Annotated in this window: 16 protein-coding genes; 10 read left to right on the forward strand and 6 right to left on the reverse strand. The window is 32.3% G+C overall.

What is annotated here, in order from left to right:
* The first annotated feature begins 206 nt into the window (after nt 1-206).
* The 5 genes from IRZ83_RS00910 to IRZ83_RS00930 all read left to right on the forward strand — a co-directional run bounded on the left by IRZ83_RS00910 (nt 207) and on the right by IRZ83_RS00930 (nt 4,500).
* Nucleotides 207-1,760: a bifunctional response regulator/alkaline phosphatase family protein gene (locus IRZ83_RS00910; RefSeq protein ID WP_029270169.1), complete on the forward strand. Its 1,554-nt coding sequence runs from the start codon at nt 207-209 to the stop codon at nt 1,758-1,760.
* A gap of 73 nt (nt 1,761-1,833) precedes the next feature.
* Nucleotides 1,834-2,241: a tRNA (adenosine(37)-N6)-threonylcarbamoyltransferase complex ATPase subunit type 1 TsaE gene (gene tsaE / locus IRZ83_RS00915; RefSeq protein ID WP_194566173.1), complete on the forward strand. Its 408-nt coding sequence runs from the start codon at nt 1,834-1,836 to the stop codon at nt 2,239-2,241.
* A 93-nt stretch (nt 2,242-2,334) separates the two neighbouring features.
* Complete coding sequence (locus IRZ83_RS00920) at nt 2,335-2,808, forward strand: GNAT family N-acetyltransferase (RefSeq protein ID WP_194566175.1); 474 nt, start codon at nt 2,335-2,337, stop codon at nt 2,806-2,808.
* A gap of 81 nt (nt 2,809-2,889) precedes the next feature.
* Entirely contained in the window at nt 2,890-4,089 is a 1,200-nt protein-coding gene (locus IRZ83_RS00925) for an alanine dehydrogenase (RefSeq protein ID WP_029270163.1), read from the forward strand.
* A 36-nt stretch (nt 4,090-4,125) separates the two neighbouring features.
* Complete coding sequence (locus tag IRZ83_RS00930) at nt 4,126-4,500, forward strand: DUF4258 domain-containing protein (protein WP_029270161.1); 375 nt, start codon at nt 4,126-4,128, stop codon at nt 4,498-4,500.
* A 160-nt stretch (nt 4,501-4,660) separates the two neighbouring features.
* On the opposite strand, the gene IRZ83_RS00935 is transcribed toward IRZ83_RS00930, so the two are convergent.
* Nucleotides 4,661-5,326, reverse strand: coding sequence for a uracil-DNA glycosylase (locus tag IRZ83_RS00935; RefSeq protein WP_194566177.1), 666 nt, complete (start codon nt 5,324-5,326; stop codon nt 4,661-4,663).
* A 132-nt stretch (nt 5,327-5,458) separates the two neighbouring features.
* Between IRZ83_RS00935 and IRZ83_RS00940 the strand changes: the two genes are divergently transcribed.
* The gene (locus IRZ83_RS00940) at nt 5,459-7,624 is read left to right on the forward strand and encodes an endonuclease MutS2 (RefSeq protein ID WP_194566179.1); all 2,166 of its coding nucleotides are present in this window, start codon (nt 5,459-5,461) and stop codon (nt 7,622-7,624) included.
* Between the two features lie 295 nt (nt 7,625-7,919).
* On the forward strand, nt 7,920-8,333 hold the full coding sequence (locus IRZ83_RS00945; RefSeq protein ID WP_194566181.1) for a thiol-disulfide oxidoreductase DCC family protein: 414 nt from the start codon (nt 7,920-7,922) through the stop codon (nt 8,331-8,333).
* A gap of 217 nt (nt 8,334-8,550) precedes the next feature.
* On the opposite strand, the gene ettA is transcribed toward IRZ83_RS00945, so the two are convergent.
* From ettA to holA, 3 genes are all read right to left on the reverse strand, one after another.
* Nucleotides 8,551-10,242, reverse strand: coding sequence for an energy-dependent translational throttle protein EttA (gene ettA / locus IRZ83_RS00950; RefSeq protein ID WP_194566184.1), 1,692 nt, complete (start codon nt 10,240-10,242; stop codon nt 8,551-8,553).
* A gap of 73 nt (nt 10,243-10,315) precedes the next feature.
* On the reverse strand, nt 10,316-10,498 hold the full coding sequence (locus IRZ83_RS00955; protein WP_035666747.1) for a CAL67264 family membrane protein: 183 nt from the start codon (nt 10,496-10,498) through the stop codon (nt 10,316-10,318).
* Between the two features lie 67 nt (nt 10,499-10,565).
* Nucleotides 10,566-11,570: a DNA polymerase III subunit delta gene (holA, locus tag IRZ83_RS00960; RefSeq protein ID WP_194566186.1), complete on the reverse strand. Its 1,005-nt coding sequence runs from the start codon at nt 11,568-11,570 to the stop codon at nt 10,566-10,568.
* Between the two features lie 97 nt (nt 11,571-11,667).
* On the opposite strand from holA, the gene IRZ83_RS00965 reads away from it, so the two are divergent.
* From IRZ83_RS00965 to IRZ83_RS00975, 3 genes are read left to right on the forward strand one after another with little or no spacing between them, the layout of a single operon-like run.
* The gene (locus IRZ83_RS00965; protein WP_029270150.1) at nt 11,668-12,114 is read left to right on the forward strand and encodes a type I restriction enzyme HsdR N-terminal domain-containing protein; all 447 of its coding nucleotides are present in this window, start codon (nt 11,668-11,670) and stop codon (nt 12,112-12,114) included.
* A gap of 28 nt (nt 12,115-12,142) precedes the next feature.
* Nucleotides 12,143-13,162: a glycosyltransferase family 2 protein gene (locus IRZ83_RS00970; RefSeq protein ID WP_194566187.1), complete on the forward strand. Its 1,020-nt coding sequence runs from the start codon at nt 12,143-12,145 to the stop codon at nt 13,160-13,162.
* A gap of 34 nt (nt 13,163-13,196) precedes the next feature.
* A complete protein-coding gene (locus tag IRZ83_RS00975) occupies nt 13,197-14,030 on the forward strand; it encodes a flagellar motor protein MotB (RefSeq protein ID WP_029270145.1) in 834 nt (277 codons plus the stop codon).
* A gap of 188 nt (nt 14,031-14,218) precedes the next feature.
* On the opposite strand, the gene IRZ83_RS00980 is transcribed toward IRZ83_RS00975, so the two are convergent.
* Together IRZ83_RS00980 and IRZ83_RS00985 are read right to left on the reverse strand one after the other, a co-directional pair.
* The gene (locus tag IRZ83_RS00980) at nt 14,219-14,839 is read right to left on the reverse strand and encodes an L-threonylcarbamoyladenylate synthase (protein WP_029270143.1); all 621 of its coding nucleotides are present in this window, start codon (nt 14,837-14,839) and stop codon (nt 14,219-14,221) included.
* 82 nt (nt 14,840-14,921) lie between these two features.
* A complete protein-coding gene (locus IRZ83_RS00985) occupies nt 14,922-17,258 on the reverse strand; it encodes an ATP-dependent helicase (protein WP_029270141.1) in 2,337 nt (778 codons plus the stop codon).
* Nucleotides 17,259-17,530: the final 272 nt, after the last annotated feature.

Raw genomic sequence — 17,530 nt, forward strand, 5'->3', positions numbered from 1 at the left:
GGTCAACAAATATAAGTAATTAACTATAAACAGCTTTGCGTTTTATACTTAAAAGTTAACAATAATTTATTGTGATTTTCAATGTAATTACTGCATATAAAAATGATTTTAATAAAAAATCACAATTCATTATTCTGAAATTTATACTATTTTTAATACTTTTTAAGTTCTATACGATTAAATTGCATTAAAAATAAAATACGTTTATGGATAAGATAAAAATACTTTGGGTCGACGATGAAATCGATCTTTTAAAGCCTCATATATTATTTCTCGAAAAGAAAAACTACGCTGTAACAACTTGTAATAACGGTTTAGATGCTATTACATTGTTTGACGAAGATAATTTTGATATTGTTTTTTTAGATGAAAATATGCCCGGTATGAGTGGTTTGGAAACACTTTCTGAAATGAAAGAAAAAAAATCAGCTATTCCGATGATTATGATTACCAAAAGTGAGGAAGAATATATAATGGAAGAAGCGATTGGCTCTAAAATCGCTGATTATTTGATAAAACCAGTAAATCCGAATCAGATTTTATTGAGTTTGAAGAAGAACTTGGATCATTCTAGATTGATTTCAGAAAAAACGACCTTAGATTATCAAAAGGAATTCCGTAAAATTTCGATGGAATTAGCGATGGTAAATTCATTTGAAGATTGGGTAGAATTGTATAAAAAATTGATTTTTTGGGAATTAGAACTTGAAAACATTAATGATCAAGGAATGATTGAAATCCTTGAATCTCAAAAAGTTGAAGCCAATTCGCAATTCGGAAAATACATTGAAAGAAACTATGAAGACTGGTTTGCACCAAAAGCTGATAAACCAATTCAGTCTCACACTTTATTTAAGGAATTAGTTGTTCCGGAAATTAAGAAAAAAGACAAGCCTATTTTATTTGTCGTAATCGATAATTTGCGTTATGACCAGTGGAAATCCTTTGAAACTGTGGTTTCTAATTATTATAAATTAGAAAAAGAAGTTCCTTATTTTTCTATTCTTCCAACAGCGACTCAATATGCTAGAAATGCTATTTTCTCTGGCTTACTGCCAACTGAAATGGAAAAACAATTTCCGCAATATTGGAAAAATGATGTAGAAGATGGAGGAAAAAATCTTTACGAAGCTGAATTTCTCTCTGCACAATTAAAACGCTTAGGTTTAAATATTAAGGAAGATTATTTCAAAATCACTAATTATGCTGGCGGTAAAAAACTGGCAGAAAACTTTAAAGCTTTAAAAGGCAATGATTTGGTAACAGTTGTCTATAATTTTGTAGATATGTTATCGCACGCTAAAACTGAAATGGAGGTTGTAAAAGAACTTGCTTCAGACGATAAAGCGTATCGTTCTTTAACGCTGAGCTGGTTTAAAAATTCACCATTATTAGAAATTATTCAACAGGCTCAGTTATTAGGTTTTAAATTAATTTTAACCACAGATCACGGTACAATTAATGTAAAAAATCCTTCCAAAGTTGTTGGAGATAAAAATACAAGCTTAAATTTGCGCTACAAAACCGGGCGTAGTTTAACTTACGAACAAAAAGATGTTTATGTTGTCAAAGAACCTAAAGACATAGGTTTACCAGCTATAAACATGAGCAGTTCATTTATTTTCGCTAAGAATGATTTCTTTTTAGCTTATGTAAACAACTACAATCATTATGTGAGTTATTATAGAAATACATATCAACATGGTGGCATTTCATTAGAAGAAATGATTATTCCGTTTTTGGTATTTAACCCTAAATAAAAGTTTTCAGTCTCAGTTTTCAGCTTCTGTTGCGACTGAAAACTGAGACTATTGTACAAATAAAATATAAGCAATGAATATCGTTTTTTCATTAGATCAAATTCAAGAAGTAGCCGAACAAATTTTAGCACAAAATCCAAAAAAAATAATTCTTTTTAACGGAGAAATGGGTGTTGGAAAAACTACTTTAATAAAACAATTATGCAAAAGTCTAGGAGTTGAAGATGCAACAAGCAGTCCAACCTTTTCTTTAGTTAATGAATATTATACTTCTAACAATCAAATCGTTTATCATTTTGATTTTTACAGATTAAACAAAGAAACCGAAGCACTCGATATGGGTGTTGATGATTACCTGTACTCTGGAAATTGGTGTTTTATTGAATGGTCTGAGAAAATTGCTAGTTTGCTTCCAGAAGATACTTCTACAGTTACAATTGAATTATTGGCTGATGGAAAAAGAAAATTAGAACTAGTTTAATTTCACAAAGATCCGCAAAGATTTCGCAAAGAAACACAAAAAACTTTGTGCTTATTTGAGCTTTGTATTATCTGTGAAACAATATAAATTATAATGAGCATCAAAAATACCATAGAAATAATCCCCTTTTCATCAGATTTAAAAGATCACATCAAAACCTTAAATATAGAATGGCTTCAAAAGTATTTTAAAGTTGAAGAAAAAGATGAATTGACACTTTCAAATCCGCAAGAAGAAATTATTGATAAAGGCGGAATGATATTTTATGCCAGATATAATGGTGAAATTATTGGGACATTTTCTTTAATAAAGATTGACGATAATACTTTTGAATTGAGCAAAATGGCAGTTTCAGATTCTGCGCAAGGATTAGGAATCGGAAATAAATTACTAGAACATTGTATGGTGGTAGCTAAAGATAAAAACATTAAAAAACTCCTTTTATATTCTAACCGAATCTTGCTTCCAGCAATTCATTTATATGAAAAATTTGGTTTTGCTGAAGTTCCGTTAGGCGATGTATCTTACGAAAGAGCCGACATCAAAATGGAAAAAATAATATCCTAATCTTAAAATACTATTAGCAGAATTTTTACACTGATTTAAAACTTTTTACGTAATTTGTACTCTTAATTTTTTCAACAACCCATGTCAATCACCTTAACTCCATTTACGAAACAACAATTGTTGCCTCAAGAAGAAAAACTTGAAGTTGGCCGATTTAAAAGAGAGCTCTTCATAGGAATACCTAAAGAAACAAGTTATCAAGAACGTCGTATTTGCCTGACGCCAGATGCAGTAAATTCTCTTACTTATGAAGGACACCGCGTAATGATTGAGTCTGGGGCTGGAGAAAGTTCAAGTTATTCAGATAAAGAATATTCTGATGCTGGTGCAGAAGTAACAAAAGACACTAAAAAAGTTTTTGGCTGTCCGATGTTATTAAAGGTTGAACCGCCAACTTTAGCTGAAATAGAAATGATTAACCCGGAGACAATCATCATTTCGGCAATTCAACTAAAAACAAAAAAGAAAGCATACTTTGAGGCTTTAGCTCAAAAAAAAATAACTGCGCTTGCATTTGAATATATTAAAGATGAAGATGGGTCTTATCCTGCCGTAAAATCATTAAGTGAAATTGCAGGAACTGCTTCCATCCTAATTGCTGCCGAATTAATGATTACAGATGAATTCGGAAAAGGTCTTTTATTTGGAAATATAACTGGAGTTCCTCCTACTGAAGTTGTCATTTTAGGTGCGGGAACTGTAGGCGAATTTGCCGCTAAAACCGCAATTGGTTTAGGCGCAAATGTAAAAGTTTTTGATAATTCGATTACCAAATTACGTCGCTTGCAAAACAATTTAAATCAAAGAATTTTTACTTCTACAGTACAGCAAAAAGCACTTTTAAAAGCTTTAAGACGTTGTGATGTAGCTATAGGTGCAATGCGTGGTAAAGAACGCTGTCCTATTATAGTGACTGAAACTATGGTAGAACACATGAAAAAAGGTGCTGTAATAGTTGATGTCAGTATTGATACTGGCGGTTGTTTTGAAACCTCAGAAGTTACTACACACGAAAAACCAACTTTTATAAAAAGCAATGTTTTGCATTACTGCGTACCAAATATTCCTTCAAGATATTCTAAAACCGCCTCATTATCAATCAGTAACATATTAACTCCTTATCTTCTTCAGATAGCTGAAGATGGTGGTTTGGAAAGCGCAATTCGATGCAATAAAGGGCTTAAAAATGGAATTTATTTATACCACGGAATCCTAACAAACAAGGCAATTGGCGAATGGTTTGATTTACCAGACAACGATATTAATTTACTTGTATTTTAAAGGAACTTTAATGTACCTTTGCAAAAATTTTATTTCATGAAGTTCGTACACCGTTTTGCTTATTATTTGATTGGTTTAATTATGGGATGCTTTTTTGTAGCCCTTGTATTTAGTGGAAAAGACACAAGATGCAATTATTTTCCAAATGCCAGAGTTTTAAACAATTTAAGAACAAAACCATTTCAATATTCAAATAAGGCAATTCAGACTTTAAATGAAAAATGGGTTGATACTGCAGATATTAAAAACACATTAACTTACGGAGATGTAGATTTTGATCAAAGTAACGTTCCGTTCAACAAAGGAAAACTTTATATAATTGAAGGAAAAACAGTTAAAAATCAAGGAATTATTCTAAAAGTTACAAACTACGAAAACAAAGCTGTTTTAGAAGAAATTATCAAAAAATAATATTAAGAACTGATTTGTCATTTCGACTGAAAGGAGAAATCACACTAGTAATTCCATCTAGAGTATCTTTTAATCTTTGTAGAGTTTCTTGTGTGATTTCTCCTTTCAGTCGAAATGACAATATTTTAAATTAGTGACAATTATTGGAATCAGTTTTTAACTACCACTCAATTTCTTTCAAGCCCTTTGATTTTAAGAACGTATTGGTTATGCTAAAATGCTTATTTCCAAACCAAAAACCTCTATTTGCACTTAAAGGAGAAGGATGTCCCGATTTTAAAATATGATGTTTTGAAGCATCAATTAATGCTGCTTTCTTTTGAGCAAAACCGCCCCAAAGCAAAAACACAACATTTTCCTTTTCAGCAGAAATTTGCTTAATAACAGCGTCTGTAAATTTTTCCCAGCCTTTGCCCTGATGACTTCCGGCTTCAGATTGTCGAACAGTTAGAGTAGCATTTAAGAGAAAAACACCTTGATCTGCCCAACGTTCTAAATTGCCTGTTTTTGGCAACGGTATATTTAAATCAGTTTCAATTTCCTTGAAAATATTTTGAAGTGATGGAGGAAACGGAATGCCATCGTTTACAGAAAAACATAATCCATTTGCCTGATTTGGACCATGATACGGATCTTGGCCAATAATCACAACTTTTACCTGATCGAAATGACAATGGTCAAAAGCGGAAAAGATCTGGCTTCCTTTTGGATAACAAACCTTGGTTGTATATTCAGATTTTACAAAAGCGATTAACTCATTAAAATATGGTTTTTCAAACTCTTCATTCAAAACTGGTTTCCAAGAATCATGCATTTTAACGTCCATAATTTTTTTTATGCGAATTTCAGGATTTTTTTAATGAAATCATATTTACAACCAATAAAATTAGACATAAACTTTACAAGATTCAATCATACTATTTTCGTATTTTTGCTTGTACTTTCTTAAAGAAATTAAATGATCAGTATTACCGAAAAAACATTACAAGACTTACAATTTCCAACAGTGCTAGAAACTATTTCGGCTGGTTGCAACACCGATATTGGAAAAGAAAAGGCTTTACAAATAACACCATTTAGAGACAAAGAAACTTTGATGCAGGCCTTGATGCAGACATCAGAATATGTTTCGTCTTTTGAAAATAATAACGCCATTCCGAACCACGGATTTGATGCTATAACTCATGAAATTAAGTTTTTAGCCATCGAAGACAGTTTTTTGGAAGTAGGAAGTTTTAGAAAAATCGCAACACTTTCTTCTACAACAAATGTGCTGTTGACTTTCCTTAAAAAATTTGATGATTATTATCCGAATTTAAATGCGAGGGCTTCAAGAGTTGAATATACTAAAGATATTGTCACTCTAATTGACGCTATAGTAGATAAATATGGAGAAATTAAAGATAACGCCTCCCCTGCTCTTTTGAGTATTCGCCAAAATATGAATATTGTTCGAGGTAAAGTAAACCAAAGTTTTGGAGTTGCTCTTTCTCACAACAATAGTCTTGGCTATTTGGATGATATTAAAGAAAGCTTTGTGCAAAATCGCAGAGTTTTAGCTGTTTTGGCCATGTATCGCCGTAAAGTAAAAGGCTCTATTTTAGGAAGTTCTAAAACAGGAAGTATTGCTTATATCGAACCTGAAGCAACACTGCAATATTCTCGTGAATTGGCAAATCTAGAATACGAAGAAAAAGAAGAAATTACCAGAATTTTAAAACAATTGTCAAATGCAATTCGACCATTTTTGCCTTTACTGATTGAGTATCAGGAATTTCTAAGTGATATTGACGTGGTAGCCGGAAAAGCAAAATACGCAAACCGAATTAACGGAATCCTACCAACAATTACAGAAGAAAGAAGATTGTTTTTTAGAGAAGCCTATCATCCTATTTTGTATTTGAATAATAAACAAAAAAATGAGATTACGCATCCGCAAACAATTGAATTAAAACAAGACAACCGAATTATTGTAATTTCCGGACCTAACGCAGGCGGAAAAACAATTTCGCTTAAAACAGTTGGTTTATTGCAATTGATGTTACAATCAGGAATGCTAATTCCGGTTCATGAAAGAAGCGAAACTTTTTTATTTGATAGAATTTTAACGGATATTGGAGACAATCAATCTATTGAAAATCATCTAAGTACTTACAGTTACAGATTGAAAAACATGAATTATTTCCTGAAGAAGTGCAACAAGAAAACCATGTTTTTAATTGATGAATTTGGTACAGGTTCTGATCCGGAACTGGGTGGCGCTTTGGCTGAGATTTTCTTAGAAGAATTTTACCATCGTGAAGCATTCGGAATTATTACAACGCATTATTCTAATTTAAAAATTTTAGCAAATGAACTTCCTTTTGCAACAAATGCAAATATGATGTTCGATGAAAAATCATTAGAACCAATGTACAAATTGGCTTTGGGTCAAGCCGGAAGTTCGTTTACATTTGAAGTTGCCCTAAAAAATGGTATTCCGTTTGGATTGATAAATCGCGCCAAAAAGAAAATTGAAGTTGGAAAAGTTCGCTTTGATAAAACAATTGCTACGCTACAAAAAGAAAGATCCAAACTCGAAAAAACTTCTATCAATTTAAAAGAAGAAGAAACTCGTGCTCGTGAAGAAAGTAAAAAGATGGAAAACATCAATGTAAAAATCAAACAAAAACTGGAAAGCTATCAGGAGCTATATGACAGTAATCAGAAAACAATTTACATTGGACAAAAAATTGAAGATATCTCGGAGAAATATTTTAACAACAAAAATAAAAAAGAGCTGATTGGCGAGTTTTTGAAAATTATTGAAATTGAAAATTCAAAACGTAAAAAAGCAACTCCAAAAGAAGCAAAAGCAATAATTGAAAAGAAAAAAGAAGTAATTGCAGAAGTTTCGGTTCAGGTCGAAGAAATTCGAAAAGAGAAAAAAGAAAAAAAACTCAAACCAGTTATAGAAAAACCAAAGCCAATTTTAAAAGTTGGAGACAGAGTTAGAATGCTTGACGGTAGATCTGTTGGAAGCATCGATTCGATAGAAAAAAATAAAGCAACAGTAAATTACGGAATTTTTACTTCTAAAGTAAGTTTGGATGAATTAGAATTTGTTGAAGCGGGGAAAAAATAAATTTCCATCCACAATAGCAATTTTAGGTGCTTAAAATTCATTAATTTGATCGGAAATTAAAATAAGACGATTTAAAGAATGATTTTGACGTTGACAATTCTGAAGATGAAAAAATTTAAAAAATAGCTATAAATTAATTTACGAAAGCCGTTTATGATTCGCAAAAACTATTAAATTTAAATTCTTAATAGATAAGAATAATCGTGACAATTATTGCTTTTTTTGTTATTTCGAGGAATGAGAAACTAGACAAAGATCAAAAACCTGAAACTCTGAAATTGAAACTTTTTCAAAAATGCAAAACCTTCCAAAAAATAAAAAAATAATCCTTTTCGATGGAGTTTGCAATTTATGCGATGGAGCAGTTCAATTTATTATCAAGCACGATAAAAAAGATATTTTTCGTTTTGTGGCTTTGCAATCAAAATTAGGAAAAGACATTTGCAATTATATATGTGTAGACCAAAATAAAATTGACAGTATTATTTTGTACAATCCTGGAGTTGCCTATTACTATAAATCTTCAGCAGTTTTAGAAATTGGAAATGATTTGGGTGGATTTTATAGTTTAGTTTCCGTGTTTAAAATTTTACCTGAAAAACTCCGTAATTATATTTACGATTATATTGCTAAAAATCGTTACAAATGGTACGGCAAAAAAGAGAGCTGTATGATACCAACTCCTGAATTGAAGGCTAGGTTTCTTTAGATACCAGTTATCAATCTTTACTATTAGAGAAGTTGTGATTTATCCTCCGTCGAAATCACACTAGAAATTCCTCATAATAATTTCCCAATCTTTGTCGAGTTCCGAGTGTGATTTCTCCTTCGTCGAAATGACAAACTAGACACAGTATAAAAAATAAAAATCCCAAATTCACTATAATTGGAATTTGGGATTTTCTATTTGCAATTTATCAGAAAAATTATCTAATTAATTTTCTGTATTTCAAACGTTTTGGAGTTAAATCACCACCTAAACGTTTCTTTTTGTTTTCTTCGTATTCAGAGAAACCACCTTCAAAATAGTAAACTTCAGAATCCCCTTCAAAAGCTAAAATGTGCGTACAAATTCTATCTAAGAACCATCTGTCGTGCGAAATAATTACAGCGCAACCTGCAAAATTTTCTAAACCTTCTTCTAATGCACGAAGTGTATTTACATCCAAATCATTCGTTGGCTCATCCAGTAAAAGTACGTTTCCTTCTTCTTTCAATGTCATTGCCAAGTGCAGACGGTTACGTTCTCCACCAGATAACATTGATACTTTTTTATTCTGCTCACCGCCACCAAAATTGAAACGAGATAAATAAGCTCTTGAATTAACCTGCTTTCCTCCCATCATTATTAATTCCTGACCATCAGCAAAATTTTCCCAAATCGATTTATTTGGATCTATATTAGAGTGTGACTGATCTACATAAGCAATTTTTACAGTTTCACCAACTGAAAATTCTCCACTATCTGTTTTTTGCTCTCCCATAATCATTTTGAAAATGGTCGATTTACCAGCACCATTTGGTCCGATAATCCCAACAATTCCGGCTTGTGGCAAAGTAAAGTTCAAATTATCGTATAATAATTTATCACCAAAAGCTTTTGCTACATTTTTTGCTTCAATAACATTCGTACCTAAACGTGGACCATTTGGAATATAAATTTCTAAGTTTTCATCCAATTGTTTTTGGTCTTCATTCAATAATTTATCGTAATTCTGCAAACGCGCTTTTTGTTTTGTCTGGCGTCCTTTAGCACCTTGGCGAACCCAGTCCAACTCACGTTCTAAAGTTTTTCTGCGTTTAGAAGCCACTTTTTCTTCCTGAGCCATACGGTTTGATTTTTGATCTAACCAAGAAGAATAATTCCCTTTCCATGGAATTCCTTCTCCTCTATCCAGCTCTAAAATCCAGCCAGCAACATTATCCAAGAAATATCTATCGTGCGTTACCGCAATAACAGTTCCAGCATATTGCGCCAAGTGCTGCTCTAACCAAAGTACAGATTCAGCATCAAGGTGGTTGGTAGGCTCATCAAGTAACAATACATCAGGCTGTTGCAATAACAAACGACATAAAGCTACACGGCGGCGCTCACCTCCAGAAAGGTTTTTGATAGGCGTATCACCTTCCGGCGTACGCAGCGCATCCATTGCAATTTCTAATTTTGTATCGATTTCCCAAGCACCAAGAGCATCAATTTTGTCTTGTAAAGCTGCCTGGCGATCCATCAATTTATCCATTTTATCCTGATCTTCGTAGTATTCAGGAAGACCGAATAAATCATTAATTTGGTTGTATTCTTCTAAAACTGCCATAGTTTCTGCAGCTCCTTCACGAACAATTTCGATAACTGTTTTTGAATCATCAAGAATTGGCTCTTGCTCTAAATAACCAACAGTATAACCAGGTTGAAAAACAACATCACCTTGATAGTTTTTATCAACTCCTGCAATAATTTTTAATAGAGAAGATTTTCCAGAACCATTAAGACCTAAAATACCAATTTTAGCTCCATAAAAGAAACTCAAATAAATGTTTTTAAGTACCGGTTTGTCTGCTCCCTGATAGGTTTTGCTCAATTTCTGCATTGAGAAAATTACTTTCTTATCGTCTGACATTTTTTATATTTTATTTTTAATTATTTATTCTCTTAAATTTGATATTGCAATTGATTTTAGCAATTGAAAAAAGTTAAACTCTACCTTTTAGTGCATTAAAAACCCAAGCATTAGCAAAAAAACCAACGCCCACAGCTACAAATCCCCAGCCAGAAACATCCCTGTATCTAAAAGCACCAAGTCCTATAAGCAACAATCCCATAAGTATCATTATAAAAGTAGCCCATCCTAAAACGGTATTTTTATTCATTCCCATAATTGTGTAATTATTATTTTTAAGTAGTAAAATTTTTAGAAAGGCAAATATCGTGAATTTTCACGGCTTAATTAAATATTTTATAAAGCATTTCTTTTAACAAATCTGACTGTGGCAAAGCATTGGCTCCAACTCCCTTGCTTTTAACATCTACATCACGTAAAGCACCCACAATCTGACTTACTTTTCGCATTGGATAATTTTTGATAGCTAAATCATATTCCTTTAGAAAATAAGGATTTACACCAATCGCGGCCGCTACATTTTTAGGATTTTTATCTTTAAGTCCGTGGTATTTTAAAAGCTGTACAAAAAACCCAAATACAAGTCCTGTTGTCATTACAAGTGGATATTCTTTAGGATTGTGGGCAAAATTTTCAGCAATTTTATATGCTTTCATTTGGTTGCGTTCTCCAATTGCTTTTCGAAGTTCGAATACATTATAATCTTTACTAAAACCAATATTTTCTTCAATATGTTGTGGTGTAATCATGGTACCTTGCGGTAAAATAATTTGCAATTTTTCGAGTTCGTTATTTATCTTACTTAAATCAGTTCCTAAAAACTCAACCAGCATAGCATTTGCCTTTGGATCAATTGTATATTTTTTTCCAGCCAAAACACGCTTTATCCAATCTCCGACTTGATTTTCATATAATTTTTTACTTTCATAAACGATTCCATTTTGAGCAAGAAGCTTGGTAACTTTTTTACGTTTATCAAGTGTTTTATATTTGTAGCAAAAAACCAAAACAGTAGTTTCCATCGGATTATTGACATACGATTCTATTTTATCAATAGTTCTCGACAAATCTTGTGCTTCTTTTACAATAACAACTTGGCGATCAGCCATCATAGGATAGCGTTTGGCTGTTGACACAATATCTTCTACCGAAACATCTCTGCCGTATAATACCGTCTGATTAAATCCTTTTTCTTCTTCAGATAGTACATTCTGTTCAATATACTCTGACAATTTATCTATGTAATAAGGTTCTTCCCCCATTAAAAAATAAATTGGTTTTATATTGCCGGCCTTGATATCATTAACAATCTTTACAACTTCGTCCATTCAATATTTTTTGTTTCAAGTTCAAAGTTTCAGGTTTTCCGTTCAATAACTTGAAACTTTCAATCTGAAACCTGAAACTATTTTATATTTTTGCTTTATGTTAAAACTAAATTTCCCTACTTATACTTTCCGATTCAAAAATAGCGAAAATAAAGTGTCTATTTTTGATGAAATTAGGAAAAAATTTATCATTCTTACTCCAGAAGAATGGGTTCGTCAACATGTTGTTCATTTTTTAATTTACGAAAAAAAATACCCGAAATCTCTCATAAATGTAGAGAAGGTTTTAACAGTCAACGGATTACGAAAAAGATATGATGTTGTTGTATTTAACTCTGATGGTTCTATACATATATTAGTAGAATGCAAAGCCCCAGAAGTTAAAATTTCACAGGCAACTTTTGATCAAATTGCACGTTATAATATGACAATGCAGGCACGATTTTTGAATGTCACAAACGGACTGAGTCATTTTTACTGTCAGATGGATTTTGAAAATGAAAAATATCAGTTTCTGAAAGGCTTGCCAGATTATAACGAATAAAATAATATTAAAATAAATAAAATTACTTTTGGATAAAATAGCAGTAGTCATTTTAAATTGGAACGGGGTAAAATTATTAGAGCAATTTTTACCATCAGTTATTCAATTTTCTGAAGAAGCCTCTATATATGTTGCAGATAATGCTTCAACAGACGATTCAATCAATTTCGTCAAACAAAATTTCCCAACTATAAAAATAATTCAGAATAGCGGTAATCACGGGTTTGCAAAAGGTTATAACGATGCCTTAAAACATGTTGACGCCGAAATTTATGCTTTAGTTAATTCTGATATTGAAGTTACTGCAAATTGGCTAAAACCTATAATTGAAACTTTTGATGCAGAAAAACAGACCGCTATTATCCAGCCTAAAATTCTAGATTTTAAAAATAAAGAATATTTTGAATATGCTGGTGCGGCAGGCGGATTTATTGATAAATATGGTTATCCATATTGCCGTGGCCGAATTTTTGAAACTATTGAAAGAGATAATGGTCAATATGATGATCATTGCGAATTATTTTGGGCTTCAGGTGCTTGTTTTTTCATCAGAAAAGAAGTCTATGATGAATTGAAAGGTTTTGATGAAAGCTTCTTTGCACACCAAGAAGAAATTGATTTGTGCTGGCGTGCCTCAAATGAAGGTCATATTATCAGATATAATTCAGCATCAGTAGTTTATCACGTTGGCGGTGCAACACTGCAACAAGGAAATCCTAGAAAAACTTTTTTAAATTTCAGGAATTCATTATTAATGCTTGTTAAAAATCTGCCTAAAAAAAGATTATTTTTTGTAATTTTCTTCCGAATGATTTTAGACGGAATTGCTGCTATCCGTTTTCTTATACAAGGAAAATTCAGTCATACTTTTGCTATTTTAAAGGCGCATTTTTCATTTTATTGCATATCTTTAAAATATCTACGAGAAAGAAAAGATTTTCAAATACAGCAATACTATACCGTAAAAAGTATCGTTTTCCTATATTATATAAAGAAACTGACCGTATTTAAAGAAATCTTTAACAGTTATCAAAATATTAAAAACTAAATTTGTAATCAACGTTTAATTAAATATAATACCTATGAGAAAAATAGTTATCGCACTATCAGTATTAATGGCCTTAACTTCGTGTGTATCGAAAAAGCAATACGCAGCATTAGAAGCTAAGAACAAAGAAATCCAAGATTTATTAAACTCTTGCACAGTTAAATTAAATTCTTGTCTAGAAGAAAAAGCAGGATTAGCAGCAACAGCTGAAAGTTATAAAGCACATAATCAAGACTTAATTAATAGCTCTAAGGATTTAACTGTATTAACTACAAAAGGTGCTGAAAACCTTGAAAAATCATTAGAAAGCTTAAAAGAAAAAGATTTAAAAATATCTAGACTACAAGATGCACTTACTAAAAAAGACAGTGTAACACTAGCATTGGTTACAAGTTTAAAAGGAGCAGTTGGAATCAACGATCCAGATATCGAAATCAATGTTGAAAAAGGAGTTGTATTCATCTCTATCGCTGATAAATTACTATTCAAAAGCGGAAGCTATGAAGTAAGCGATAAAGCAAAATCTGTTTTGGCTAAAGTTGCAAAAGTTGTAAACGACAAACCTGATTTTGAATGTATGGTTGAAGGTCATACTGATGATGTACCTTACAAAAGCAATGGAGTATTGTTAGACAACTGGGATTTAAGTGTTAAACGTTCTACTTCTATCGTTCGTGTTTTAACAAATGATCTTGGAGTTAATCCAGCTAAATTAATTGCTGCAGGTAGAAGTTCATATGTACCTTTAGTTGCAAATGATTCTCCAGACAACAAAGCTCGTAACAGAAGAACTCGTATTGTTGTTATGCCTAAAATTGATCAATTCTATGATATGATTGAAAAAGAAATGAAAAAACAAGCAAAATAATCTCGTTTTTACATATCTATAAAACAGAAAAAGCAGGTCTAATGACCTGCTTTTATGTATCCTTAATTCTTTTAATAACCAATTAAATATAAATCAAGAATAGCATTATTTTTAATCAACTAACTAAATTTTAACTAATATTAAAGTTAGCTATTTATTTTAAATAATTATACTATTTCAGTATTTTTTTACAAAATATCAATATCGCCTTTACCTTCTCTCACAATTACTGGTTCATTTTCAGATAAATCTATAATTGTAGAACCTACGTTATCTCCATAACCTCCATCAATAACAAGATCTACAAGGTTTTGCCATTTCTCAAAAATCAGTTCTGGATCTGTAGTATATTCGATTACATCATCTTCATCCCGAATCGAAGTCGAAACGATCGGGTTTCCTAACTGACGAACAATTTCTAAAACAATATTATTATCTGGAACACGAATTCCGACTGTGGTTTTCTTTTTAAATTCTTTTGGCAAATTATTATTTCCCGGTAAAATAAAAGTATACGGTCCTGGCAAAGCTCTTTTCAAAATTTTGAAAGTAGCAGTATCAATCTGTCTTACATAATCGGAAAGATTACTTAAATCATGGCAAATAAAGGAAAAATTCGCTTTCTCTAGTTTTACACCTTTAATTTTAGCTATTTTTTCTAAAGCACGTGAATTGGTGATATCACAGCCTAAACCGTAAACGGTGTCAGTTGGATAAATTACTAAACCTCCATTTTGAAGCACTTTTACAACTTTTGCAATTGCAGCTTCACTAGGTTTATCTGGATATATTTTTATGAACTCAGCCATTTTTCTTTTACGTTTTAATTTGTTTCAAGTTTCAAGTTTCAGGTTTCAATTCTAAACTTGAAACCTGAAACCTGAAACTTTTTTAACCTATTACATCCAACTTAGCAAATCGAAGCAACAATTTCTTAATTCCGCCTACTTCAAATTTAATTTCGGCTTTTTTATCAGCTCCAACTCCTTCTAAATTAACAACTTCTCCTTTTCCAAAACGTTCGTGCATGACAACGTTTCCAACTGTTAATTTGCTGTCAAATAAATTTGAAGCACTGCTATTTGGATTATTTCCTGCAACTGGTTTTAATTTACGAATATTTAAATCAGGTTTAGGTTCATTATCAGTAATATATTTAGGCGGAGTTCCTCCTACTGGCTTCGCTAAACGCAATTTTGATTTGTCGACATCACCAAAAATATCCCCATCAATCATTGGTTTAAAACGATAATTGCTTTCTGCTGGCGTTAAATATTCTAGGTATTGCCCATCAATTTCTTCAATAAAACGTGATGGTTCACTGTCTGTTAATTTCCCCCAACGGTATCGCGACTGTGCATACGTTAAATAGGCCTGATGCTCCGCACGTGTTAAAGCTACATAAAACAAACGACGTTCTTCTTCCAATTCGCTTCGGGTGCTCATACTCATGGCACTCGGAAACAAATCTTCTTCCATTCCAACCACAAAAACATGAGGAAACTCTAGTCCTTTTGCTAAGTGAATTGTCATTAGCGCCACACGATCTTCATCAGAAGTATCTTTATCTAAATCCGTTGCCAGTGCTACATCTTCCATAAATTCAGATAAAGCTCCTCTTGCACCGTCAATTTCTTTTTGCCCTTCAGTAAAATCTTTTATACCGTTTAAAAGCTCTTCTATATTCTGAATTTTCGCCATTCCTTCTGGAGTAGCATCTTTCTTTAATTCCTGAACTAATCCGGTTTTTTTCGCTACATAATCCGTAATGTAAAAAGCATCCTGATTTTGATTAATAACTTGAAAACTCTGTATCATGGTCACAAAATCATTCAGTTTTTGTTTGGTTCCAGAATTCAGTTTTAAGTCGATTTTATCAATATTCACCATTACTTCCCAAATAGAACGCTTGTAATGATTGGCAGCAATGGTAAGTTTTTCAACAGTTGTATCTCCAATTCCACGTGCGGGATAATTGATCACACGAATCAAAGCTTCTTCATCTTTAGGGTTAATTACCAAACGTAAATAACACAAAACATCTTTAATTTCTTTACGTTGGTAGAAAGATAATCCACCATAAATTCGATACGGTATATCGCGTTTTCTCAGCGCATCTTCCATTGCACGCGACTGTGCATTAGTACGATATAAAATTGCAAACGAACCATTATGCAATTGGTTCATCATTTTTTGTTCAAAAATTGTACTCGCAACAAAACGTCCTTCTTCGGCATCTGTCAAACTGCGGTGCACTTTTATCTTTGGTCCAAAATCATTTGCTGTCCAAACAATTTTATCAAGTTTGGTTTTATTATGATCAATGATTGTATTTGCCGCTTCTACGATATTTCGAGTCGAGCGGTAATTTTGCTCTAATCGAAACATTTTAACGCCTTCGTAATCCTTTTGGAAATTCAAAATATTATTGATATTCGCTCCACGGAAAGCATAAATACTCTGCGCATCATCACCAACCACACAAATATTCTGAAATTTATCTGACAAAGCTCTAACAATCAAATATTGAGAGTGATTTGTATCTTGGTACTCATCAACCAAAATATAACGGAATCGGTTTTGATACTTCGCTAAAACTTCCGGAAAACGAGTCAGCAATTCATTGGTTTTCAACAATAAATCGTCAAAATCCATAGCTCCTGCCTTAAAGCAGCGTTCTACATATTGCTGATAAATATCGCCCAATCTCGGTCTTTTTGCCATTGCATCAGCTTCGACCAATTCTGGATTATTAAAATAGGCTTTCACAGTAATCAAACTATTTTTATAGCTCGAAATTCGCCCCAAGATCTGTTTTGGTTTATAAATATCGCGATCCAGCTGCATTTCCTTTATAATAGAAGAAATTAACCTAGCTGAATCCTGAGAGTCATAAATAGTAAAATTAGAAGGATACCCTAAATGATCCGATTCTGAACGCAGAATACGAGCAAAAATCGAGTGAAAAGTTCCCATCCAAAGATTTTTTGCTTCAGTGGCTCCCACAATATCCGAAATTCTATGCTTCATTTCACGAGCTGCTTTGTTCGTAAATGTTAGCGATAAAATGTTGAAAGCATCAACGCCTTGCGCCATCAAATAAGCAATCCTGATAGTCAAAACTCGAGTTTTTCCTGAACCCGCACCAGCAATAATAATCATTGGCCCATCTTTTTGTAGAACGGGTTCACGTTGTGCTTCATTCAGCTGGTCAATATATTTACGCATGAAATTTTTCTCCTTTTATGCAAAAATAAGAATTATACATTTAATAAGCTACTAAGTTTCTAAGGTTCTGAGTTGCTAAGATTTTTCTTTTTTTATGAAGCCAAACAACAGGCATTTTATTGAGCATGGTTTCCCGCTTTCGGCTATATCTCTTCATTTCATTACGAGGATACCGCCTCTATCGGGGCTAGTAAACAAATAATTTTTGCAAAGTTTCTGAGATGCTGATTTTTTTAAATATCAATCCATTTTAGAAGGTTTAAAAATATCTT

Origin of the sequence: Flavobacterium sp. JLP (assembly GCF_015350755.1) — a bacterium.
In the GTDB taxonomy this organism is placed as follows: domain Bacteria; phylum Bacteroidota; class Bacteroidia; order Flavobacteriales; family Flavobacteriaceae; genus Flavobacterium.

Excerpts from the sequence above, each read along its gene's own strand:
- IRZ83_RS00910 (WP_029270169.1), top strand. The coding sequence starts at position 207 with ATGGATAAGATAAAAATACTTTGGGTCGACGATGAAATCGATCTTTTA.
- tsaE (WP_194566173.1), top strand. The coding sequence starts at position 1,834 with ATGAATATCGTTTTTTCATTAGATCAAATTCAAGAAGTAGCCGAACAA.
- IRZ83_RS00920 (WP_194566175.1), top strand. The coding sequence starts at position 2,335 with ATGAGCATCAAAAATACCATAGAAATAATCCCCTTTTCATCAGATTTA.
- IRZ83_RS00925 (WP_029270163.1), top strand. The coding sequence starts at position 2,890 with ATGTCAATCACCTTAACTCCATTTACGAAACAACAATTGTTGCCTCAA.
- IRZ83_RS00930 (WP_029270161.1), top strand. The coding sequence starts at position 4,126 with ATGAAGTTCGTACACCGTTTTGCTTATTATTTGATTGGTTTAATTATG.
- IRZ83_RS00935 (WP_194566177.1), bottom strand. The coding sequence starts at position 5,326 with ATGGACGTTAAAATGCATGATTCTTGGAAACCAGTTTTGAATGAAGAG.
- IRZ83_RS00940 (WP_194566179.1), top strand. The coding sequence starts at position 5,459 with ATGATCAGTATTACCGAAAAAACATTACAAGACTTACAATTTCCAACA.
- IRZ83_RS00945 (WP_194566181.1), top strand. The coding sequence starts at position 7,920 with ATGCAAAACCTTCCAAAAAATAAAAAAATAATCCTTTTCGATGGAGTT.
- ettA (WP_194566184.1), bottom strand. The coding sequence starts at position 10,242 with ATGTCAGACGATAAGAAAGTAATTTTCTCAATGCAGAAATTGAGCAAA.
- IRZ83_RS00955 (WP_035666747.1), bottom strand. The coding sequence starts at position 10,498 with ATGGGAATGAATAAAAATACCGTTTTAGGATGGGCTACTTTTATAATG.
- holA (WP_194566186.1), bottom strand. The coding sequence starts at position 11,570 with ATGGACGAAGTTGTAAAGATTGTTAATGATATCAAGGCCGGCAATATA.
- IRZ83_RS00965 (WP_029270150.1), top strand. The coding sequence starts at position 11,668 with ATGTTAAAACTAAATTTCCCTACTTATACTTTCCGATTCAAAAATAGC.
- IRZ83_RS00975 (WP_029270145.1), top strand. The coding sequence starts at position 13,197 with ATGAGAAAAATAGTTATCGCACTATCAGTATTAATGGCCTTAACTTCG.
- IRZ83_RS00980 (WP_029270143.1), bottom strand. The coding sequence starts at position 14,839 with ATGGCTGAGTTCATAAAAATATATCCAGATAAACCTAGTGAAGCTGCA.
- IRZ83_RS00985 (WP_029270141.1), bottom strand. The coding sequence starts at position 17,258 with ATGCGTAAATATATTGACCAGCTGAATGAAGCACAACGTGAACCCGTT.